21 protein-coding genes are annotated in these 22,006 nt (G+C 67.5%); 14 read left to right on the top strand and 7 right to left on the bottom strand.

What is annotated here, in order from left to right:
* Positions 1 to 50: 50 nt before the first annotated feature.
* Together mmsA and ARTB_RS11095 are read right to left on the bottom strand one after the other, a co-directional pair.
* On the bottom strand, positions 51 to 1,607 hold the full coding sequence (gene mmsA, locus ARTB_RS11100; protein WP_028277320.1) for a multiple monosaccharide ABC transporter ATP-binding protein: 1,557 nt from the start codon (positions 1,605 to 1,607) through the stop codon (positions 51 to 53).
* A gap of 131 nt (positions 1,608 to 1,738) precedes the next feature.
* Complete coding sequence (locus tag ARTB_RS11095; protein WP_243180206.1) at positions 1,739 to 2,929, bottom strand: ROK family transcriptional regulator; 1,191 nt, start codon at positions 2,927 to 2,929, stop codon at positions 1,739 to 1,741.
* A gap of 241 nt (positions 2,930 to 3,170) precedes the next feature.
* On the opposite strand from ARTB_RS11095, the gene ARTB_RS11090 reads away from it, so the two are divergent.
* Entirely contained in the window at positions 3,171 to 3,977 is an 807-nt protein-coding gene (locus ARTB_RS11090) for a nitrilase-related carbon-nitrogen hydrolase (RefSeq protein WP_243180204.1), read from the top strand.
* Here the strand turns inward: ARTB_RS11090 and ARTB_RS11085 are convergent.
* Positions 3,956 to 5,737, bottom strand: a complete 1,782-nt coding sequence (locus ARTB_RS11085) for a PucR family transcriptional regulator (RefSeq protein WP_243180202.1) — start codon at positions 5,735 to 5,737, stop codon at positions 3,956 to 3,958. The two genes, ARTB_RS11090 and ARTB_RS11085, sit on opposite strands and share 22 nt — an antisense overlap.
* Before the next feature lie 111 nt (positions 5,738 to 5,848).
* Here ARTB_RS11085 and ARTB_RS11080 point away from each other — a divergent pair, with 111 nt between their 5' ends.
* Positions 5,849 to 7,387, top strand: a complete 1,539-nt coding sequence (locus ARTB_RS11080; RefSeq protein ID WP_243180192.1) for an amino acid permease — start codon at positions 5,849 to 5,851, stop codon at positions 7,385 to 7,387.
* Positions 7,384 to 9,081 (top strand): flavin monoamine oxidase family protein, encoded by a 1,698-nt coding sequence (locus ARTB_RS11075; protein ID WP_243180183.1) that lies wholly within the window; start codon positions 7,384 to 7,386, stop codon positions 9,079 to 9,081. The genes ARTB_RS11080 and ARTB_RS11075 overlap by 4 nt, the downstream gene beginning before the upstream one ends.
* 27 nt (positions 9,082 to 9,108) lie before the next feature.
* Here the strand turns inward: ARTB_RS11075 and ARTB_RS11070 are convergent, their stop codons facing one another.
* Genes ARTB_RS11070 through purU form a run of 3 tightly spaced genes read right to left on the bottom strand, consistent with a single transcriptional unit; the run spans position 9,109 to position 10,989 of the window.
* Positions 9,109 to 9,630, bottom strand: coding sequence for a gamma carbonic anhydrase family protein (locus tag ARTB_RS11070; RefSeq protein WP_223914204.1), 522 nt, complete (start codon positions 9,628 to 9,630; stop codon positions 9,109 to 9,111).
* A 33-nt stretch (positions 9,631 to 9,663) separates the two neighbouring features.
* Positions 9,664 to 10,107 carry a class I SAM-dependent methyltransferase gene (locus ARTB_RS11065; RefSeq protein WP_243180173.1) on the bottom strand — a complete coding sequence of 148 codons (444 nt, stop codon included), beginning with the start codon at positions 10,105 to 10,107 and terminating at the stop codon, positions 9,664 to 9,666.
* A 21-nt stretch (positions 10,108 to 10,128) separates the two neighbouring features.
* On the bottom strand, positions 10,129 to 10,989 hold the full coding sequence (gene purU, locus ARTB_RS11060; RefSeq protein ID WP_243180164.1) for a formyltetrahydrofolate deformylase: 861 nt from the start codon (positions 10,987 to 10,989) through the stop codon (positions 10,129 to 10,131).
* 313 nt (positions 10,990 to 11,302) lie between these two features.
* On the opposite strand from purU, the gene glyA reads away from it, so the two are divergent.
* The 11 genes from glyA (at position 11,303) to ARTB_RS11005 (ending at position 21,167) form a co-directional block, all read left to right on the top strand.
* On the top strand, positions 11,303 to 12,601 hold the full coding sequence (gene glyA / locus ARTB_RS11055) for a serine hydroxymethyltransferase (protein ID WP_028277328.1): 1,299 nt from the start codon (positions 11,303 to 11,305) through the stop codon (positions 12,599 to 12,601).
* A gap of 3 nt (positions 12,602 to 12,604) precedes the next feature.
* A complete protein-coding gene (locus tag ARTB_RS11050) occupies positions 12,605 to 13,555 on the top strand; it encodes a bifunctional methylenetetrahydrofolate dehydrogenase/methenyltetrahydrofolate cyclohydrolase (protein WP_243180152.1) in 951 nt (316 codons plus the stop codon).
* A gap of 153 nt (positions 13,556 to 13,708) precedes the next feature.
* Positions 13,709 to 14,686: an ABC transporter ATP-binding protein gene (locus tag ARTB_RS11045; RefSeq protein ID WP_043436284.1), complete on the top strand. Its 978-nt coding sequence runs from the start codon at positions 13,709 to 13,711 to the stop codon at positions 14,684 to 14,686.
* A 10-nt stretch (positions 14,687 to 14,696) separates the two neighbouring features.
* Positions 14,697 to 15,575, top strand: coding sequence for an ABC transporter permease (locus ARTB_RS11040; protein ID WP_243180417.1), 879 nt, complete (start codon positions 14,697 to 14,699; stop codon positions 15,573 to 15,575).
* A complete protein-coding gene (locus ARTB_RS11035; RefSeq protein ID WP_079553256.1) occupies positions 15,572 to 16,420 on the top strand; it encodes an ABC transporter permease in 849 nt (282 codons plus the stop codon). The genes ARTB_RS11040 and ARTB_RS11035 overlap by 4 nt, the downstream gene beginning before the upstream one ends.
* A 24-nt stretch (positions 16,421 to 16,444) precedes the next feature.
* On the top strand, positions 16,445 to 16,801 hold the full coding sequence (locus ARTB_RS11030; RefSeq protein WP_243180146.1) for a VOC family protein: 357 nt from the start codon (positions 16,445 to 16,447) through the stop codon (positions 16,799 to 16,801).
* A gap of 92 nt (positions 16,802 to 16,893) precedes the next feature.
* Positions 16,894 to 17,463 carry a hypothetical protein gene (locus tag ARTB_RS11025; protein WP_243180139.1) on the top strand — a complete coding sequence of 190 codons (570 nt, stop codon included), beginning with the start codon at positions 16,894 to 16,896 and terminating at the stop codon, positions 17,461 to 17,463.
* 10 nt (positions 17,464 to 17,473) lie between these two features.
* Positions 17,474 to 18,307 (top strand): exodeoxyribonuclease III, encoded by an 834-nt coding sequence (locus tag ARTB_RS11020; protein WP_243180129.1) that lies wholly within the window; start codon positions 17,474 to 17,476, stop codon positions 18,305 to 18,307.
* Between the two features lie 17 nt (positions 18,308 to 18,324).
* Positions 18,325 to 19,440 (top strand): tryptophan--tRNA ligase, encoded by a 1,116-nt coding sequence (gene trpS, locus ARTB_RS11015; RefSeq protein ID WP_243180112.1) that lies wholly within the window; start codon positions 18,325 to 18,327, stop codon positions 19,438 to 19,440.
* 4 nt (positions 19,441 to 19,444) lie between these two features.
* A complete protein-coding gene (locus ARTB_RS11010; RefSeq protein WP_243180109.1) occupies positions 19,445 to 20,056 on the top strand; it encodes a 2'-5' RNA ligase family protein in 612 nt (203 codons plus the stop codon).
* Positions 20,001 to 21,167 (top strand): YihY/virulence factor BrkB family protein, encoded by a 1,167-nt coding sequence (locus tag ARTB_RS11005; protein WP_243180108.1) that lies wholly within the window; start codon positions 20,001 to 20,003, stop codon positions 21,165 to 21,167. Before ARTB_RS11010 ends, ARTB_RS11005 begins: the two co-directional genes overlap by 56 nt.
* Here the strand turns inward: ARTB_RS11005 and ARTB_RS11000 are convergent.
* Positions 21,130 to 21,894: an alpha/beta hydrolase family protein gene (locus ARTB_RS11000; protein ID WP_243180106.1), complete on the bottom strand. Its 765-nt coding sequence runs from the start codon at positions 21,892 to 21,894 to the stop codon at positions 21,130 to 21,132. The genes ARTB_RS11005 and ARTB_RS11000 overlap by 38 nt on opposite strands.
* Between the last annotated feature and the right edge of the window lie 112 nt (positions 21,895 to 22,006).

The following is a 22,006-nucleotide window of genomic DNA, read 5'->3' as shown; positions in this document are numbered from 1 at the left end:
TCAGTCCTTGTGTCCGGGGTGTTCGGATTGTTCTGGTTTGTCCCAAAGGGTCAAGCGGTTTTGCGGGCGGACGTCATGAGTTTCATGAGGCTTTCCTGGCTGGCTTCGTCCTTGTTCAGCACGCCGGTGATGGCGCCTTCGAAAATCGTGTAGATCCGGTCCGAGAGGCCCAGCAGTTCGGGCAGTTCCGAGGAAATGACGATCACGGCCTTGCCCTCGTTGGCCAGCTTCTGGATGATGCCGTAGATCTCGTACTTGGCCCCGACATCGATCCCGCGGGTGGGCTCGTCCAGGATCAGCACGTCCGGGTCGGTGAACATCCATTTCGCCAGCACGACCTTCTGCTGGTTGCCGCCCGAGAGCTTCGCGACGCCTTCCTCCACGGAGGGCGTCTTGGTCCGCAGCGACTTCCGGTATTCCTCCGCGACGGCGTATTCCTTGTTGGCGTCCACCACGAAGTTCTTGCTGATCTTGCGCAGGTTTGCCGAGACGGTGGTGGCCTTGATGTCGTCCAGCAGGTTCAGGCCCAGGGACTTGCGGTCCTCGGTGACGTAACCCAGCCCGGCGTCGATCGCCTGGCGGACGCTCCTGAGCTGCAGTTCCTTGCCGTCTTTGTAGACATGGCCCGAGATGAAGCGGCCGTAGGAGCGGCCGAACACGGACCGGGCCAGTTCGGTGCGTCCGGCGCCCATCAGGCCCGCGAACCCGACGATCTCGCCCCGGCGGACAAAGAAGTTGGAGTTCTTGCAGACCAGGCGGTCCTGGATCTGCGGATGCCCGACGTTCCAGTTCTTCACCTCGAAGAGGACCTCGCCGATCTTCGGCTCGTGGTCCGGGAACCGTGATTCCAGGGTCCGGCCCACCATGCCCTTGATGATCCGGTCCTCGTCGACGCCGTCGGCCTTGACGTTCAGGGTCTCGATCGACTTGCCGTCGCGGATGATCGTGATCTCATCCGCGATCTGTTCGATCTCGTTGAGCTTGTGCGAAATGATGATCGAGGTGATTCCGCGGCCCTTGAGACCCAGCATGAGGTCCAGCAGGTGCTGGGAGTCGGACTCGTTCAGCGCCGCCGTGGGCTCGTCCAGGATTAGGAGCTTGACCGACTTGTTCAGCGCCTTGGCGATCTCGACCAGCTGCTGCTTGCCGACGCCGATCTCCTTGATGGGGGTGTCGGGGTCCTCGCGCAGCCCCACCCGGGCCAGCAGTTCGGTGGACCGGGTCCGGGCCTCGGCCCAGTTGATCACGCCGCGCTTGGTTGGTTCGTTGCCGAGGAAGATGTTCTCCATGATGGAGAGTTCGGGGATGAGCGCGAGTTCCTGGTGGATGATCACGATCCCGGCGTGCTCGCTGGCCCGGATGTCCTTGAATTCCTGGACCTCGTTCTGGTACACGATGTCGCCGGTGTAGGTGCCGTAGGGATATACACCCGAGAGCACCTTCATCAGGGTCGATTTCCCGGCGCCGTTCTCACCACAGATGGCGTGGATCTCGCCGGCCTTCACCCGCAGGCTCACATCGGCCAAAGCTTTAACGCCGGGGAATTCCTTGGTGATGGAACGCATCTCGAGGATTAGCGGATCACTGTGCGTGTTGAGGGACGTCATCTGCCCTTACGCCTCCAATGCATGACTTCGTTGTCCGCCCCTGCAAACCGCAGGGCCGTCTGATGGAAAAGTAAACTGGATCACAGCCCTTGTCGTCAAGTCTTTAACGCAACAGCCGCATAACGAAATGGTTAGTTTCGCCGGATTCCGGCGTGCTGGAAGACCAAAGCCGTGGCCCCGAGGGCCTCGGCCCGGTCGCCCAGGGATGACATCGTGAGGGTGGTTGTCTCGCCAATGACCGGCACCGCGTGGCGGATCAGGCCGCGCCGGATCGGGTCCAGCAGCAGCTGGCCAAGGCCCGCCAGCGGGCCGCCGACCACGATGACTTCGGGGTTGATCAGGTTCGCCACGTTGCCCAGGGCGCGCCCGACGGCGAGCCCGGCGTCGTCCACGACACGGAGCGTGGCGGAGTCCTTCTCCAGGGCCTTGCGAACGATGTCCCCGGGCGAGAGCGGCCGGTCCTCGCCGCGGCTCAGGAGCTCGATCATGGTGGTGGTGGAGGCGATGGTTTCCAGGCAGCCGCGGTTCCCGCAGCGGCAGATCAGTCCGTGCTCGTGGATGGTGGCATGGCCGATTTCGCCGGTGATGCCCACGTTGCCGTAGTACGGGGCGCCGTTGAGGATCAGCCCCGCGCCGATGCCCGAGCCGATCTTGAGGAACATCAGGTTGCTGATGCCGCTGTGCGGCCCCCAGGTGACCTCGGAGAGGGCGCCCAGGTTGGCGTCGTTGTCCACAAAGACGGGGAGTTCCAGCGCTTCTTCTAGGCGTTTGAGGATGTTGATGCCCACCCATTCGGGCAGGATCGCGCCTTGCGCCACGGTGCCGGTGCGGCGGTCGATCGGGCCGGGAATTCCGACGCCGGCACCCACGAGGGCGCTGCGTTCCACACCGCTGTCCGTGAGCAGCCGGTCCAGCACGCCGACGGCGGCCTGGATGCCTTCCTCGGCGTGATGGCCCAGGGGCAGCAGGACCGACTCTTCGGCGATCACGTGGTAACTCAGCGAGGCCAGCACGACGCGCAGGTGGCGCCGGCCGAAGTCGATTCCGACGGCGACGGCCCCGTTGCTGTTGAGCCGGACGTTCAGGGCGCGCCGCCCGGAACTGGTGATCGGTTCAGTCGAGGCCAGCCCGGCGTCCTGCATGATTTTGACGATGTTCGAGACCGTGGCTGTCGAAAGCCCGGTCTGGCGGGCCAGTTCCGCCTGCGTGGATGGGCCCGCGAGGAGGCATTCGATGATCCGCTGCTGGTTCAAATGCCGGAGGGCGGACTGCGATCCGGGGTTCTTGGTTCGGCTCCTCGTTGAGCGCGTTGGTGAGGGCATGCTATGAAGCGTGACGCATTCGCGCCTTGTAGTCAAGAAGTTAACGCAACGATAACGGCCGCGCCGGTCGAATGCCGGGGAGAGGGCGGTCAGCACCCGCCGTCTCCGCGGCAAGGACGTTCTGCCCCGCTGGCACGCTGTCCGGGTGGAATTGCACCACACCCCGCGTTCCGGGCCGCGGCTACTCTGGTCGGGAGAGCCCGCCGCGCCCCGCGGAGGCGTCCGGAAACGTGAGGTGGTAATGGTGCTGCTGGCCCTGATGCAGGCGAACTCCGCCGTGCTGGACATCGAGGCGAACTGCGCCGCGGTGGAGGTCGCGGCGCGCAATGCGTCCGCCGCGGGTGCGCAGTTGCTGGTGACACCGGAACTCTTCCCCGTGGGCTATGCGCCGCGGCGGCTGCGGGAGGCGTTCGATCCCGGCAGGTTGCCCGCGCTTCGGGAAGTCCTGGCCGGCATCGCGCGGCGCAACACCATCGCCCTGGTCTACAGCCTGCCCGCGGTGACGCCGGCCGGCGGGTGGCACATTTCCGCCGCCCTGGTCGACGAGGCGGGCGAGGAGCTGCTCAGTTACGACAAGGTGCACCTGTTCGGCCCGGACGAGCGGGCGGCGTTTACGCCCGCCGCGGCTGCCCCCGGCGTCGTGGATTTCCACGGGCATAAAACGGCGCTGGTCATCTGCTACGACATCGAGTTTCCCGAGTCGGCGCGGGCGGCCGCCCTGCGCGGCGCGGACCTGCTGCTGGTGCCTACGGCACTCGCCGGCGGATTCGACGTCGTGCCGCAGGTGCTGATCCGGGCCCGCGCCTTGGAGAACCAGCTGACGGTCGCCTACGCCAATCACACCGGTTCGGAGGATGATTGCAACTTCCGCGGCGGCAGCATCGTCGCGGGCCCGGACGGCTCGGTCCTGGCCGCGGCCGGAGCGGGGCCGGAACTGTTGTTTGCCGAACTGGGTGAGCCCGGCCGCGCCGCGGCAGACGGCGTCGAGGACGCCGTGGACTACCTGCGGGACCGCCGCCCGGAGATCTACCGCTCCTGGGGAGTCTGACCGGCGGCGGACGCCTGACCTGCGCTGGCCGGTGCGCTGGACGCCTGACCTGCGGTGGCCGGGGTGGGCGGATCAGGCTCGGCCTGGTACTGCAGGGCGATCCAGAGTTCCGCGCGCGCCTGGGCCTGGTTGAGGTCAAGGCCCAGCAGCTCAGCGATGATGCCGATCTGCCGGCGGACGCTGTTTCGATGCAGTCCCGTGGCCTTTGCTGTGGCGTCCCAGCTTCCGTTTTCGCCCAGCCAGGCCCGCAGGATGCCGAGCAGGTTGTCGCGGCGCTCCGGCTCGAGGGCGAGCAGGGGTGCCAGCAGATGGCCCGCCAGCAGGGTGCCGGCAGCCGGTCCCAGCAGGCCGGCCACCGACCACGTCACGTCGTCCGCCCGGACGCTCCGGCGGCTCGTGAGAACGCGGTTGCGCAGTGAAGCGGCGTTCCGGTAGGCCTCCGGCAGGTTCGCGAAATCGGTGCCGCTGCCGATCACAAGGCGCCAGCCGAGCCGCTCCACTTCGGCGAGCAGGGCGTCGTCGACCTTGAGCCTGGTGATGGCGGCAAAGCCGTACTCGGTGAGCTCCACCAGCTTGGTGTCGAACAGCCGCCGCCACTCCAGCAGTGCCCGCACCGGAGCCTCGCCCGGTCCGCCCGGGGTCCGGGAGCTGTCCGGGGCGGCGTCAATCCGGAGACCCTGTACGACCCGCAGCTGGCCGGACCGGGTGGAGGAGATGCTTTGGGCCAGCAGGTCCTTGAACCCGTTGACATGCCGTGCGGATCCTGAGGCCACGCTCTCCGGGTGCAGCAGCAGCGCCGTGGCCAGCTGGCTCGGGGCCAGGGAGCCGCTGATGCGCTGGCGGACCAGCAGTTCCAGCAGCCCGACCGCGGTGGAGACAACGCTGTTCTGGGCCGGGGTCAGCGGGGCGTCCGTGCCGAGGATGAGCGCACCGAGGTTGGCGTCCCGGGTGCTGCGCAGCGGATACCCGAAGACCAGGGACGAGCCCACGGCGTCGAACGAATCCATCTCCACCCGCGGACCGCTGCCGGCGAGCAGCCTGGCCAGCAGCGGCTGCAGGTCGGCGGAGTCAACTCCCGGCACGGTGCCGGCAGCGGCAGCGGCGCCGGCGCCCTGCGGGCCGGGGGAGGGGCCCGAACCGCGGGCGCGCACCCGCCCGTCGGCGCCGACCAGCACGGCCCAAACCGGGACGCGCTGGACCAGGGCCGCGAGGAGTTCGTGCTCGGGGCGCGCGGACAAGACCGCGCGCATGAGCTGTCGGCTGGTGTCGGCCAGCTGGCGGAAGGTCTTGGCGTTGTCCGACTCGAGGAGCCGGGAGAATTCCAGTCCCAGCGCGGCGAACGGGAGGCTCTCCGGGATGGCGACCAGGGTCAGGTTGTGCTGCCGGCAGGCCCGCACCACGGCATCGGGCACGGAGTCGAAATACGGCTCCAGGCCAAAGCCCAAGGCGCCCACGCGGGCCTGGACCAGGCGCCGCACGTAAGCGTCCACCGCCTCCTCGCTGCCGCCTCCGCCCACGAACGGCAGGCCGGCCGTGAGCAGGAACTCGCCGTCGAGCAGGTAGGGGGTGGGATCCTCCAGTTCGCTGGGCTCCACCCAGCGCAGGCGCTCCTGGCCGTTGCCGCCGTCGTGCACGACGGCCAGTGCAGGCAGCTGGCCCAGGAACTGCGCCAGCGTGACGAAGCCGAGCCGCTCCGGGTCCTCAGCAGCCACGGCCGCGGCCTCCGTGCCGGCCGCCCGGCCGGCGGAGCCCAAGTGCATTAAGTCTCATGAGTGAAGACTACAGGTCTTTTTGCACAACCTTGAGAGGTGGCTCACACGCCTAGGGTTGGTTCGGGAAACCGACCACTACTGAAGATAAGGACGTCAACGATGACTGTGCCAACTCTGATCGGCGAACGCCCGCCGGCGGAAGCCGCCCGTCCCGGGCTCACCGCCCAGCTCCTGCGCCGCAAGCCGATCGGACAGCTGGTCCGCGAGGCCGAGACCGGACACGGCGGCACGCGGCTGGTCCGCAGCTTCGGTGTCCTGCAGCTGACCATGATCAGCGTCGGCGCCACCCTGGGCACCGGCATCCTGGTCATCCTGGGCCAGTCGGTGCCGCTCGCCGGCCCGGCCATCTGGATCTCCTTCGCCATCGCCGGCTTCGCCGCCCTGCTCTCCGCCGTGTCCTACGCGGAAATGGCCGGCCTGGTCCCTGCCGCCGGTTCCAGCTACTCCTACACCTATGCCACCATGGGCGAGGGCATGGCCTGGATCTGCGGCTGGTGCCTGGTGCTCGAATACGCCGTCTCCGTGGCCGCCGTCGCGGTCGGTGCGGGCCAGTATGTCAACGAGGCCCTGGCGGTCTTCGGCCTGGAACTCCCGGACGCCATCTCGCAACCGCCGGGAGCCGGCGGCGTGCTGAACGTGCCCGCAATCGTGATTGTCGCCCTGGCCACCGTGCTGTTGGTCCGCGGCGCCAAGGAGAGCGCCTGGATCAACACGGCGATCGTCCTGGTCAAAGTCGGCATCCTGCTGTTCTTCTGCGCCGTGGCCTTCACCGCTTTCAACGGCGGACACTTCGAACCCCTCATGCCGATGGGCGCCGCCGGCGTCTCGGCCGCAGCCTCCCGGGTCTTCTTCTCCTACATCGGCTTCGATGCAGCCTCCACGGCCGGCGAGGAGGCCCGGAATCCCAAGCGCGATCTCCCGCGGGCCATCCTGCTCTCCATGCTGATCGTCACCAGCATCTATGTGCTTGTGGCCGTCGCCGCCATCGGCGCGCGCCCCTGGGGCTGGTTCGACGGCACCGAGGCGGCCCTCGTGAAGATCCTTGAGGAAATCACCGGCCAGCCCTGGGTTGGCGTGGTGTTCGCCGTCGGCGCCGTGCTCGCCATCGCCAGCATCGTGCTGACCGTGCTGTACGGGCAGACCCGGATCCTGCTTTCGATGTCGCGCGACGGCCTGGTGCCCAAGGTCTTCGGCCGGATCTCGGCCCGGACCGGCACGCCGGCTGCCGGAACCCTGATCGTGGGCACCGCCGTCGCACTGACCGCCGGCCTGGTGCCGCTCGGTGCCCTCGCGGACGCGACCAGCATCGGTACCCTGTTCGCCTTCGCCCTGGTCAACGTGGCAGTCATTTACCTGCGGCGGACCCGGCCCGAACTCACGCGCAGCTTCCGCGTCCCGCTCTTTCCGCTGACACCGATTCTCGGCGCCCTCATGTGCGTTTACCTCATGGCCAACCTCGGCGCCGAGACCTGGGCGGTGTTCGGTGCCTGGATGCTTGTTGGCTGTGCCGCCTACTTCGGCTACGGCCGGAAGAACTCCAGGGTGGCTGCGCTGAGCCACGAGGACTACCTTGACCTATCAAGCCGCCACCCTGACAACACCACCACACACGAGGAACTGAAGGCAGAGATCTCATGACCATCGCCACCGAACTTCCGGCTCCCGAACCCGCTGCTGATGCGGGCGCGGCGCCCGTCACCATGCTGAATCCGGACTTCCCGTTCAGCTACGACCACTACCTCGCCCACCCGGAGGGCCTGGGATCGGTGCCGCCCGAGCTTTACGGGACCGAAGTCGCCGTCGTCGGTGCCGGACTGTCCGGACTGGTGACCGCGTATGAGCTCATGAAGCTGGGCCTGCGGCCGGTGGTCTACGAGGCCGACAGGATCGGGGGCCGGCTGCGGACCGCCAGTTTCCCGTCCGCGCCGGGCATCGTGGCGGACCTCGGCGGAATGCGTTTCCCGGAATCCGGCAAGGCCTTCTACCACTATGTGGACCTGCTCGGGCTGCAGACCAGGGCCTTCCCCAATCCGCTGGCGCCGGCGACCTCCAGCACGGTGATCGAGCTCGCGGGCCAGAAATACTATGCCGAGACCGCGGCAGACCTGCCGCCGTTCTTCCGTGAGGTGGCGGACGCGTGGAAGGCCGCCGTGAACGACGGCGCCGGGTTCGCCGAGATGCAGGACGCCATCCGCGCCCGGGACACAGCCCGGATCAAGGATCTCTGGAACGCGCTGCTCCCCCAGCTGGACGAGCAGACGTTCTATGGCTTCATCGCCGGCAGCGACTCCTTCAAGGAAGCCGGATTCGCCCACCGCGAGGCCTTCGGGCAGGTGGGATTCGGCACCGGCGGCTGGGACACCGACTTCCCCAACTCGATCCTCGAAATCCTTCGGGTGGTCTACACCGACGCCGATGACCGGCACCGGCTCATCGACGGCGGCGCGCAGCGGCTCCCCGAGGCACTGTGGGAGCACGCGCCGTCGGGCATGGCCCACTGGCCGGACGGCACCTCGCTGGCCTCGCTGCACGCAGGCGCGCCGCGCGGCGCCGTGGACCGCATCGCCCGCGACGGCGGCGGCGACTTCCGGATCCGGGAACGCTGGGGACGCGAATCCGCCTACCCGGCGGTGGTGACAACCTGCCAGTCATGGCTGCTCTCGACCCGGATCCACACGGACGAGGCCCTGTTCCCTGCCGAACTGTGGACGGCGATCGAACGCTCCCACTACATGCAGTCCTCCAAGACCTTCGTCATGGTGGACCGGCCGTTCTGGAAGGACATCGACCCGGCCACGGGCCGCGAGGTCCTGTCCATGACGCTGACCGACCGGCTGAACCGTGCCACCTACCTGCTGGACAACGGTCCGGACCAGCCGGCCGTGATCCTGCTGTCCTACACCTGGAACGACGACGCGCTGAAGTGGCTCTCGCTCACCGCGGAGGAACGGGCGGAGCTCATGTTGCACTCGCTGGAGCAGATCTACCCCGGGGTGGACATCGCCAGCCACATCGTGGGCCAGCCGATCACCGTCTCGTGGGAGGCCGACCCCAACTTCATGGGCGCCTTCAAGGCCAACCTGCCGGGACACTACCGCTACCAGCAGCGGCTCTTCACGCACTTCAAGCAGGACGGGCTGCCGGCCGAACAGCGCGGGATCTTCCTCGCCGGCGACGACGTCTCCTTTACCGCCGGCTGGGCCGAGGGAGCCGTCACCACCGGGCTCAACGCAGTCTGGGGCGTGGTCAACCACCTCGGTGGCTCCACCCCCGCCGGGAATCCCGGACCGGGCGAGCTGCTCTCCGAGCTCGGGCCGATCGCCCTGGACTGAGCGGCGCCGGCCCCGGCGCTGTGCTCCTCAGGCGCTGTGAAGTTCGCGGTGCGCGCGCGCCAGTTCCTGATAGTGGGCGGCGTTGTGCTGGACACCGGCGAACTCCTCGTCGCTGAGCTCGCGCCGGACCTTGGCCGGAACGCCGGCCACCAGCGAGCGGGGCGGGATGACGGTGCCCTCCAGCACCACGGCACCGGCGGCGATGAGGGACCCGGCGCCGATCACGGCCCCGTTGAGGATGGTGGCGCTCATGCCGATCAGGCAGTCGTCCTCAACGGTGCAGCCGTGGACCACGGCGCTGTGGCCGACGCTGACCCGCGCACCGACGGTGCAGGGGAAGCCGGGGTCGGCGTGCAGCACCACGTTGTCCTGCAGGTTGCTGCCGGCACCGACGGTGATGGCGGCGGTATCGGCGCGGACACTGACACCGTAGAAGGCGCTCGAGTTCTCGGCCAGGGTGGCGTTGCCGATCACGGACGCCGTGGGCGCGACGAAGGCGGAGTCATGGACGGCCGGAGTGGTACCGGCGAATGCGTAGAGGGGAGCCATGCCTCCAGCCTAGGACACACCGCCGCCCCCCCGTCAGGCGGGGGAGCGGAGCACCGTGAAGCCCTCGCCGCCCCAGTCGCCCTCGCCGCCCCAGTCGCCCGAGGTACGCGGGTCGGGTGCGGGGAGTACGACGGCGATCGGCGCGCCCGGTCCGGCCACCCGCCCGAGTTCGCGGACGACGTCGTACCACTGTTCCGGGGGCAGGCCCGCCAGGGCGTCCACCGCCCACACCGAGTCAAACGCGGCATCGGCGAACGGCAGGGAAACCGGTCCCGCCACGGAGGCTTCCAGCCCGTGGGATCGGGCGATGTGGATGTTCTCCTCGGACTGGTCGACACCGGTGAAATGGATGCCGGACTGCACAAAGTGCAGCCCGTCGGCGCCCGGGCCGCAATCCAGGCCCAGCACGCCGTGCCGGCCCTCGTTCTTCAACAGCGCCACAAACGATTCGAGCCGGTCCCTGCGGGAGGATTCCATAGCTCCAGTTAATGACTGCTTCTAGTTAAAGACAACCGTCCGGTTGCCGTCGAGCAGGACGCGGTGCTCGGCATGCCACTGCACGGCCTGGGCGAGGGTCCGGCCCTCCACGTCGCGGCCCATCTGGACGAACTGCTCCGCGGTGCGCCGGTGGTCCACCCGGATGACTTCCTGCTCGATGATGGGCCCCTCATCCAGGGCCGCCGTGACGTAGTGCGCTGTGGCGCCGATGAGCTTCACGCCGCGGGCATGCGCCTGGTGGTAGGGCTTGGCACCCTTGAAGGAGGGCAGGAACGAGTGGTGGATGTTGATGGCCTTGCCCGTCAGTTCGGTGCAGAGCTCGTCGGAGATGATCTGCATGTACCGGGCCAGGACTGTGAGCTCGATGTCGTGTTCCTTCATCAGGACCCGGAGGGCGTCCTCCGCCTGGACCTTGGTGTCCGGGGTGACCGGGATGTGGTGGAACGGGATGCCGTAGAACTCCGCCAAACCCTCGAGGTCGCGGTGGTTGGACACGATGGCCGGAATGTCGATCGGCAGGGTTCCGGAGCGCTGCAGGAACAGCAGGTCGTTCAGGCAGTGGGCGGACGTGCTGGCCATCAGCAGGGTGCGGACCTTCCGGCCGGCCGGGTTGAGGCTCCACTGCATCCCGAAGGCCTGCGCCACGGGTTCCAGCGCCGCCTGCAGCTCCGCCTGGGCCGCCGCCGTCGTCGCCTCCACCCGCATGAAGAAGGTGCCCGTTCCCTGGCTGCCGTACTGCTGGGAATCTGTAATATTGCAGCCCGCCACCAGGAGGGCCCCGGCGACGGCGTGCACGATGCCAGGCCGGTCAGGGCAGGAAAGAGTCAGGATGTAGGAGGCAGTCAGGTTCTCATCAGTCACGAGGAACAGCCTACCTGCGCTTCAAGGGCAGTTTTGAAAGGGTTTTGGTAGTGTTAACCCGTCGCAACTGGCGTTGGATGGCTAACCATCAGGGAGCGGCACTCACGAAGACCACGGATCGTACGCCTGGGCCGAGGGTCATGTCTTACCGGTCGGCAGCATCACCGCTGCCGCACCGTTGCTGGTGCCCGCACGGGGTGCCGGCCGCCGCTGTCGCGGCCCGCTGTTAAGGGGCCCGTAATCAAGGGGCGGCGCAACGGGCCAGCCGGTAGCCTGACCAATAGCCGTACCCGTTGCCAACCAGGAGTTCCTCGTGACTACTACCACCGCCACCTCAGCCGCCGTGAGCAACCAGCCGCTGGCCGAACTCGACCCTGAAATCGCCGCCGTCCTGGCCCAGGAACTTGGCCGCCAGCGCGGCACCCTGGAAATGATCGCTTCCGAGAACTTCGCCCCGCGCGCCGTGATGGAAGCCCAGGGCTCCGTCCTGACCAACAAGTACGCCGAGGGCTACCCGGGTCGCCGCTACTACGGCGGGTGTGAATACGTCGACGTCGCCGAGCAGCTCGCGATCGACCGCGTCAAGGACCTGTTCGGCGCCGAATACGCCAACGTGCAGCCGCACTCCGGTGCGCAGGCCAACGCCGCCGCGCTCGCCGCCATGATCACCCCGGGCGATAAGATCCTGGGCCTGTCCCTGGCCCACGGCGGGCACCTCACCCACGGCATGAAGCTGAACTTCTCCGGGAAGCTCTACAACGTCGCCGCCTACCAGGTCGAGGAAGATGACTTCCGGATCGACATGGACAAGCTGCGCGAGCAGGCCATCGCCGAAAAGCCCCAGGTGATCATCGCCGGCTGGTCCGCCTACCCGCGGCACCTCGATTTCGCGGCCTTCCGTTCGATCGCCGACGAGGTCGGTGCCCTGCTCTGGACCGACATGGCGCACTTCGCCGGCCTGGTCGCCGCCGGACTGCACCCGAGCCCGGTCCCGTACTCCGACGTCGTGACCTCCACCGTGCACAAGACGCTGTCCGGTCCCCGCTCCGGCGTGATCCTGGCCAAGCAGGAGTGGGCCAAGAAGCTTAACTCCGCCGTGTTCCCCGGCCAGCAGGGCGGCCCGCTCATGCACGTGATCGCGGCGAAGGCCGTGGCCTTCAAGATCGCCGGCACCGAGGAATTCAAGGAGCGCCAGGAACGTGTGCTCGAAGGCGCCAAGATCATCGCCGAGCGCCTCGGCCAGGCCGACGTCGCCGGTGCGGGCGTCTCGGTCCTGACCGGCGGCACCGACGTGCACCTGGTCCTGGTGGACCTGCGCAACTCCCAGCTGGACGGCCAGCAGGCCGAGGACCTCCTGCACTCGATCGGCATCACCGTCAACCGCAACGCCGTGCCGTTCGACCCCCGCCCGCCGATGGTCACCTCCGGCCTGCGCATCGGCACACCGGCCCTGGCCACCCGCGGCTTCGGCGCCGAGGAATTCACCGAGGTGGCGGACATCATCGCCACGGCGCTGAAGTCCGGAGCTGCCACGGAGATCGAACCCCTGCAGGCCCGCGTGGACAAGCTCGCCGCCGATTTCCCGCTGTACCCGCAGCACGAGCAGTGGTAGGCCATGACTTCTTCGCACACCGCAGAAACGGCTGAAACTGCACGGATCCTTGACGGCAAGGCTACCGCCGCCGCCATCAAGGCCGAGCTGACCGAGCGCGTGGCCGTGCTCAAGGCCCAGGGCATCACGCCCGGGCTGGGCACCATCCTGGTGGGCTCCGATCCCGGCAGCACCTGGTACGTCGGCGGCAAACACAAGGACTGCGCCGAGGTGGGCATTACCTCCATCCGCCGCGACCTGCCGGAAGAGACCAGCCAGGACGAACTCCTGGCCGTGGTCCGCGAGCTCAACGAGAACCCGGAATGCACCGGCTACATCGTGCAGCTGCCCCTGCCCAAACACATCGACCAGGACGTCATCCTGGAGGCCATGGATCCCGAGAAGGACGCCGACGGCCTGCACCCGATGAACCTGGGCCGGCTCGTGGCCAACGTCAGCGGACCCATGAAATCCCCGCTGCCGTGCACGCCCAAGGGCTGCGTGGAGCTGCTGACCCGGCATGGGATCGACCTGAACGGCAAACGCGTCCTCGTGGTGGGCCGCGGCGTCACCATCGGCCGTCCCGTGGGTCTGCTGCTGACCCGCAAGGACGTCAATGCCACGGTCATCCTGGCGCACACCGGAACGGTGGACCTGCCGGCAGAACTGCGGCAGGCCGACGTCGTAATTGCCGCCGCCGGGCAGCCGCACATGATCAAGGCCGGGGACCTCAAGCCCGGGGCGATCGTGCTCGACGTCGGTGTCAGCCGGGTCGATGACGGCAGCGGCAAGGCAGTGGTCACCGGAGACGTGGACCCCGCTGCGGCCGACGTCGCCGCCTGGCTCTCGCCGAACCCCGGGGGAGTGGGGCCCATGACCCGCGCCATGCTGCTCGCCAACGTGGTGGAAACCGCGGAACGCCAATGGGCAGAGAAAAACCGCTGGGCAGAGGAACGCCGCCCGGGGCCCGCCTAAGGCTCCCGCGGTGGTTGGGCCGGCTTTCGGCGGGCCCAACCACCGCAGGATTCCGCACGTTCTACCGCCGGCCGGCATAACGGAACGGATACGTCAGGAGTTTTTACGAAAAGACTCTTTCATAGTTTGCGGGGATCCACTACCGTAGTGCGGGTGTCCGAACTTGCCTCTAAAGAATCACGCGCGAGCAGCCCCTCCGACGCCGCTCTCCCATACGTCATCACCGCCGAGAACCTGACCAAACGTTACGGCGACGTCACCGCCGTCGACGGCATCTCCTTCCGCGTTCCCGCAGGGGAAGCGTTCGGCCTGCTGGGCCCCAACGGCGCCGGCAAGTCCACCACGATGAAGATGATCGGCGGGGTCTCGCAGCGCACCTCCGGCAGCTTGAACATCATGGGCCTGGACCCCGAACAGCACGGGCCGGAGGTCCGCGCCCACCTCGGCGTCGTGCCGCAGCAGGACAACCTGGACGAGGAACTGAAAGTCCGGGACAACCTGCTGGTCTACGGCCGCTATTTCGGCCTGCCCATGAGCTACCTCAAGCCCAAGGCCGACGAGCTGCTGGAATTCGCCCAGCTCACCGACAAGGCCAACTCCAAGGTCGATGCCCTCTCCGGCGGCATGAAGCGGCGCCTGACAATCGCCCGTTCGCTCATCAACGAGCCCCGGATCCTGCTGCTGGACGAGCCGACGACCGGCCTTGACCCGCAGGCCCGGCACATCCTCTGGGACCGGCTGTTCCGGCTCAAGGAACAGGGCGTCACCCTGATCCTCACCACGCACTACATGGACGAGGCCGAGCAGCTGTGCGACCGGCTGATTGTGGTGGACAAGGGCAGGATCATGGCCGAGGGATCGCCGGCCAGCCTGATCCGCGAATACTCCACCCGCGAGGTCCTGGAGCTGCGCTTCGGCTCGGAGCGCAACGCGAGCGTCGGCGCGGAGCTCGGCGGCATCGGCGAACGGGTGGAAACCCTGCCGGACCGGGTGCTTATCTACGCCCACGACGGCGAGGCCGCCCTGGAGCAGGTCACCGCCCGCGGCCTGCGTCCGGTCACCTCACTGGTCCGCCGCTCCTCACTCGAAGACGTCTTCCTGCGCCTGACCGGCAGGAGCCTCGTTGACTAAGAAAGAGCAGCTGGCTAAGCCAATTCAGGCAGCGGGCACGACGGCGGGCGCCGCGGCGGCGGGGACGGCCCTGCGCGCGCACTCGCCGGAAGTCTCGGCCGCCCGTGCCCGCCGCTGGGGCGCGTTCTACTACGCCGAACAGGTCCTGCGGGTCATGAAGGGCTACGGCTGGACCATCGTGATGTACGGCGTAGGACAGCCGGTGGCCTACCTGTTCGCGATGGGCGTTGGCCTGGCCACCCTGGTCGAGTCCAACGGCGCCGGCGTCTTCGGCGGGGTCAGCTACCTGACGTTCATCGCGCCCGCCCTGCTGATCTCGGCCGCCGTCATGACGGCCGCCAACGAGTTCACCTTCCCCGTCATGGACGGCTTCAAGTGGCGGCGCGTCTACTACGGCCCGCACGCCTCACCGCTGACTCCCGAGCAGATCGCCGGCGGCCAGATCATCGCCGTGACGGTGCGCTTCCTGCTGCAGTCGGCCATCTACTTCGCCGTCGTCGCGCTTTTCGGCGCCTCGCCCGGCGCCTGGGGCTGGGTGTCGATCCTCATCGCCACCCTCGCCGGCCTGTCCTTCGGCCTGCCGCTCATGGCCTACGCGGCCACCATCCAGCACGACAAGGGCCAGTTCGCCATGGTCATGCGGTTCATCGTCATGCCGTTGTTCCTGTTCTCCGGCACGTTCTTCCCGCTGGACACGCTCCCGCTTGCAGTCCGCTGGATCGGCTGGATCTCACCGATCTGGCACGGAACCGAGCTTGGCCGCGTGGTCAGCTACGGGTACGAGGAAGAGCCGTGGCTCACCGTCGTCCATGTCCTCTTCCTGCTGGGCCTGGCGGCTGCCGGCTGGATCCTGACCAAACGCCAGTTCGCTAAAAGGATGGCCTCATGAGCGTCCTGACCGGAAGTTTCAACACAGGGGACCACAGCGTCACCGAAGCCGCGCGCCGCCGCCGCTTCGGGCCCATCTACTCCCGCAACGTCCGCGCCGTCGTCGCCCGCGGGCTCATGGCCACCAAGAGCAGCAACTGGATGGTCATGGTCTCCGGGTTCTTCGAACCCGTGCTGTACCTGATCTCCATGGGAGTGGGCCTGGGCGCCATTGTCGGGTCGGTCCAGGGCCCGGGCGGGCAGGAAATCAGCTACGCCGCGTACATCGCGCCGGCACTGCTGGCCGTGTCCGCCATGAACGGCGCCGTCTACGACTCCACGTGGAACGTCTTCTTCAAGATGAACTTCGCCAAGCTGTACCAGGGCATGCTCTACACGTCGCTGGGGCCGCTGGATGTCGCCATGGGCGAAATCTTCCTCGCCCTGCTGCGCGGGGCCATGTACGCGACCGGCTTCACGGCCGTCATGGGGCTGATGGGCCTCATCACCACGCCGTGGGCCATCCTGATGATCCCGGCCTCGGTGCTGATCGCCTTCGGCTTCGCGAGCTTCGGCATGGGGATCACGAGCTACATGAAGACATTCCAGCAAATGGACTGGATCAACTTCGTCATGCTGCCCATGTTCCTCTTCAGTGCCACGTTCTACCCGCTCAGCGTCTACCCGCAGTCCATCCAGTGGCTGATCCAGGCCATGCCGCTGTGGCACGGCGTGGAACTGCTGCGCCAGATCAGCGTGGGGGTGTTTACGCCGGCCACCGCCGTTCACATCGGTTACTACCTCGTCATGATTGCCCTCGGCGTCCTGCTCACCACGAGCCGCCTGCGCAAACTTTTCCTCAAGTAGCCGTCCTTCCAAAAAGGAGAACCCATGATCGGAAAATGGCAGGCCCTCGTCATCGACTGTGAGGACCCGGACAAGCTCGCCGGTTTTTACCAGGAGCTGCTGGGGATGATCCGGGTGCAGGAGGACGAGGAATGGATTTCGATCGGCGACGCCGCCGACCGTCCCGCCGTCGCCTTCCAGCGGGTGGAACGGCTGGTCCGCCCGCAGTGGCCCGACGCCGAGCACCCGCAGCAGATGCACGTGGACGTGCTCGTCGGGGACCTCGACGCCGCCGAAGCCGAGGTGCTCCGGCTCGGCGCCACCAGCCTCGGCGCCGGGACGGAAACCTTCCGGGTCTACACGGACCCCAGCGGCCACCCGTTCTGCCTGGTCCTGACCTAAACGCTGGTCCTGACCTAGGCCGGGCGCCGGGGCGGCGTTCGCCCGGGGTGGAAGCGCAACGGGCGGCCGGCCCCGTTTGCGATAATGGGCTCATGCAATCTCTGGGTAGCTCCTCGTCCACGTCCAACGACACCACGGCCCGCGGCCGGTTTTCCATGTTCCGCATCAGCGGGCCGGGGCTGCTGGTCTTCATCATCGCGTTCGTGGTGGCCGTGATCTTCGCGGCCAACCAGAACGACGTCGTGGGCTGGATCGTGGCGATCATCGCCGGCTTCTGGCTGGCGCTGGCCTCCTTCGTCGTGTTCAGCATCCAGAAAGCCGCCAAGAAGGCCGGGGCCAGGCTGAACGAGGCCCAGAACGCGTTCAACGCCGCAGCCGGGCGGCCCCCGGCGGCGGGCAGCGCGGACCACGGCGGCACCCGCGTGGTGAGCGAAAGCCGCGCAGCGGACAGCGTCCGCGACATGAAGCTGGACCACTCCTTCAAGATTGTCCAGGTCCAGGTCCGGGTGGTCGAGCAGGAGCGGGCGAAGGGCGAGGCGGCGGACCGCGACACGATCAGCCGCGCCCTGGAGACCATCGAGATCACCGCCACCAACGCGCGGGACATGATCAAATCCTCGGGCGGCGATGACGCTCCCGTCAGCGGAACCATCATCGACTAGAGTGGATCGGGTGAGCTCGGCATTGAAGAAGGACCACCTTCGCATCGCGTCAGTCAACGTCAACGGCCTCCGTGCCGCCTACAAGAAGGGCATGGCGGAGTGGCTTGAGCCGCGCGAGGTGGACATCCTGTGCCTCCAGGAGGTCCGCGCGCCGGACGCGATCGTCGAGGAACTGCTCGGCGAGGGCTGGTACATTCTCCATGCCGAGGCCGAGGCCAAGGGCCGGGCCGGCGTTGCCATTGCCTCCCGGGAAGAGCCCCTGGCCACCCGGGTGGGGATCGGCGATGACTTCTTCGCCACGGCCGGACGCTGGGTCGAGGCGGACTACATCGTGCGGGACGCGGACGGGCAGGCATCACAGATGACCGTCGTGAGCGCCTACGTGCACTCGGGCGAAGCCGGCACTCCCAAGCAGGACGACAAATTCCGTTTCCTCGACGTCATGGTCCAGCGGCTGCCCGAACTCGCCAAGCACAGTGACCACGCGCTGGTGGTGGGCGACCTCAACGTCGGCCACACGGAGCTGGACATCAGGAACTGGAAGGGCAACGTCAAACGTGCCGGCTTCCTGCCGGAAGAGCGGGCCTATTTTGACCGCTTCTTCGGCGAAGAAATCGGCTGGAAGGATGTTCACAGGGGCCTGGCGGGTAACGTCGACGGCCCCTACACTTGGTGGTCGCAACGGGGCCAGGCCTTCGACAACGACACCGGCTGGCGCATCGATTACCACATGGCCACGCCCGCTCTCGCTGCTGCCGCAGTGTCAGCCGTTGTTGACCGGGCAGCGTCCTGGGACACACGCTTCTCCGACCACGCCCCGCTGGTAGTGGACTACCGGCTCTAGTCTTAAGGCTTCCACGAATGACCACCACTTCAACTGCGACCACTGTGGCCCAGGCCGGCGTCGCCCCCGACGCTCAGACAGCCACCGCCAAGGACGCCTCTGCGGCCACCGCGGCCCGGCACCGCATCCTCTCCGGCATGCAGCCCTCCGCCGACTCCCTGCACCTGGGCAACTACCTCGGCGCCCTCGTGAACTGGGTCCGGATGCAGGACGAGTACGACGCCGTCTTCTTCATCCCTGACCTGCACGCGATCACCGTTCCGCAGGATCCTGCCGAGCTGGCGCACCGCACCCGGGTCACGGCCGCGCAGTACATTGCCGGCGGCGTCGACGTCGACAAGTGCACGCTCTTCGTCCAGTCCCAGGTGCCCGAGCACGCCCAGCTGGCGTGGGTCCTGAACTGCATCACTGGCTTCGGCGAGGCGTCCCGGATGACCCAGTTCAAGGACAAGGCGCACAAACAGGGATCAGAGCACGCCAGCGTCGGGCTGTTCACCTACCCCATCCTGCAGGCAGCGGACATCCTGCTGTACCAGCCGCACGGTGTCCCCGTCGGCGAGGACCAGCGCCAGCACGTGGAACTCAGCCGTGACCTGGCCCAGCGGTTCAACTCCCGCTTCGGCGACACGTTCACGGTGCCGCAGCCCTTCATCCAGAAGGAATCCGCGAAGATCTACGATCTGCAGCACCCCACCGCCAAGATGTCCAAGTCTGCGGAGTCGCCGGCGGGGCTGATCAACCTGCTGGACGAGCCCAAGGTCACGGCCAAGCGGATCAAGTCCGCCGTGACGGACACGGAGACCGAAATCCGGTTCGACCGGGAGGCGAAGCCTGGCGTGTCCAACCTGCTGACCATCTACTCCTCGATCACCGGGCAAAGCGTCGACGCCCTCGTCACCGCCTATGAGGGAAAGATGTACGGCCACCTGAAGGCGGACCTCGCCGAGGTGGTCACGGAGCACCTGACCCCGATCCGGAACCGGGCCAAGGAACTGCTGGACGATCCCGCGGAGCTGGACCGGCTGCTGGGCCTCGGCGCGGACAAGGCCCGGGAGATTGCCTCGCTGACCCTGCGCGACGTCTACGCCAAGGTGGGTTTCCTGCCCTACGCCGGCGCCCAGGGAGCCCGCTAGGTCAATGTCCTCCGTCAGCAAAGTCACCGCGAAAGCCGCCACGTCGAACGGACAGCGCAGCGAAGGCATCAGCATCGGTGTGATCCTGAGGTTCCCGGCGGACATCGCCGAGGAGCTCCAGCGCTGGCGGGCATCCTTCGGGGATCCCATGGCCGCCGTCGTCCCGGCCCACATCACGCTGGTCACCACCACCATGACCAAGGACTGGGCCGCGACCCAACGCCATGTCCGGGACGTGGCACGACGGCAGGAGCCTTTCACTGTGACCATCGCAGGGACCGGGTCTTTCCGGCCGGTGTCCCCGGTGGTCTTCCTGAACGTAGAGGACGGCTTCGGGGACTGCGTTAACCTGCACCGCCAGCTGCAGTCCGGCCCGCTGGAGCGGGAACTGCCGTTCGGCTACCACCCGCACGTCACCGTGGCCCACGATGTCGCCCCGGAAAGCCTCGACGAGGCCGAAACGGTCCTGAGGGATTACAGGGCCACGTTTCCTGTGGCTAGCATGGGACTTTACGAGCACGATGACAACGGCATCTGGCAGCTACGGGAAGAGCTCGATTTTGGGACCAAACCTGATCACGACAGAGGCCCGGACGGCACCGCAGGCGCCCGATAAGCCGCCGCTCCCCACCGATCTGGCCGGGCTGAAACTGGAAGTCATCCGCAAGAGGGTCGAATGGGGCCGGGCCCGGCGCTCCGGCGGCGGCATGGTCGCGTCCCTGATCGCGATGATGAACTGGCTCCTGGCCCGGCTGAACATGCTGCTGCCCCTGCGCGCATACTCGCACTACCTGCGTCAGCGTGGCCCGCTGTTGAGTGCCGGCATCGGCTTCCGGATGTTTTTCTCCATCACGGGCCTGTTGGCCACTGGCTTGTCCTTGGCCGGCCTCGTGCTCAGCGACCACCCGGCCCTGCTGGACCAGGTCATCAGGAGTGTGGCCGCCGCCGCGCCCGGCCTGTTGCAGGTCGACGGCAGCGAGGGGCTGGTTGACCCCTATGCGCTGCTGAACCCCACCAGCCTGGGTTGGGCCGCCGGGATCGCCGCCGTGGTGACGGTGTTCACGTCCCTGGGCTGGATCAGCGGCATCCGCGACGGTATGCGGAGCATGATGCAACTCGGCCCCTTGGTGATGAATCCGATCCTGCAGATACTCAAGGACGTCGGCACGCTGCTGCTGATGGGGCTGGCCCTGGTAGTCAGCTCCGCGGCCTCGCTGATCTTCGGGACGGCCGCCGGATGGGTTACCGGGCAGCTGGGCCTCGAGCCGATAATTGCCGGGCCGCTGACGACCTCCGTCACGATCCTCGTCCCGCTGCTGCTCGGCTGGGGCACCGCCCTGATCATGTACCGGGTGGCCGCCGGGCTGAAGCCGGCCCGGCGCTCCCTGCTGGAAGGGACCATTCTCGCCGCGGTGGGCACCACCATCCTGCAGATCTTCAGCACCCAGCTGCTGGCCAGCGCGGGCAAGAACCCCATTCTGGCGCCCTTCGCCATCATCATCGGCCTGCTGATCTGGTTCAACCTGGTCAGCCAGGTCTACGTGATCTGCGCCGCGTGGGTGGCGATCCGGGAAGAGGACCTCAAGGCCGGGCCCGCCGCCGCGACCACCGGCTGGGGTGCCCGGCGCGTCCAGCCGGGTAAAACCCCGGTAGAGCAGCGGGCCCGCCGCAGGCCGCTGGCCGCCGCGTTCAGGCGTCGAGGTACTGGTCGGCCCACGCCGAAATAATCTTGGCCGCACGGGCCGCCTGGCCTTTGCCGGTCAGGAGGTGGTCGCTGCCCTCCAGCGAGACGAAGCTGCGCGGGTGGCGTGCCGTCTGGAAGATGGTGCTGGCGTTTTCGATCCCGACCGTATTGTCGGTGGGGGAGTGCAGCACCATGAGCGGCTTGTGCAGCTGCCGGATGCAGTCCGTCAGGTCCGCCTTCTCGAGATCCTCGACGAAGTGCCGGCGGATCTCCACCCGCTTGCCGCCGAGGTCCACTTCGGCGCTTCCCTCGCTCAGGATGCGGTCCAGGGCCGCGTCAAAGACGTGCGCCACGTGCTTGGGGGAGAAGGGGGCACCCACGGTGGCCACGGCCCTCAGCTCCGGGATCTGCCGCGCGGCGGACAGGACGGCCGCGCCGCCAAACGAATGGCCCACCAGCAGGGAAACCCGCCGGTCTGAGTCCCGCATGAATTCGGCGGCCTTGACGGTGTCGGCCACCTTGTGGCTGAAGGACCCCTCCGACCACATTCCCGCCGACTCTCCGAGCCCCACGTTGTCGAACCGGAGCATGCCCACGCCATTGTCCGCCAGGGCCTTGCACATCCGCGACGCCGAGGGGCTGTCCTTGCCCAGGGTGAAGCCGTGCGAGAACACACCCCAGCCCTTGACCGGGCCCTCCGGCAGATCCAGCACGCCGGAGAGCCGCTCGCCGGTGGAACCCAGGAACGAGACTTTTTCTGAGTGGGACAAAGTGTCCCCTTTCGTGTGAGGGCGAATCAGTGAGGGCGGAAACGACGGCGGCGCCCCCACCCGGAAGGTGAGAGGCGCCGTCGTCGGTAACTACTGAAGGTGAAGCCGTTAA

The organism is Arthrobacter humicola (assembly GCF_022803015.1).
GTDB lineage: Bacteria > Actinomycetota > Actinomycetes > Actinomycetales > Micrococcaceae > Arthrobacter > Arthrobacter humicola_A.
This window is presented reverse-complemented; position numbering and strand designations above follow the sequence as displayed.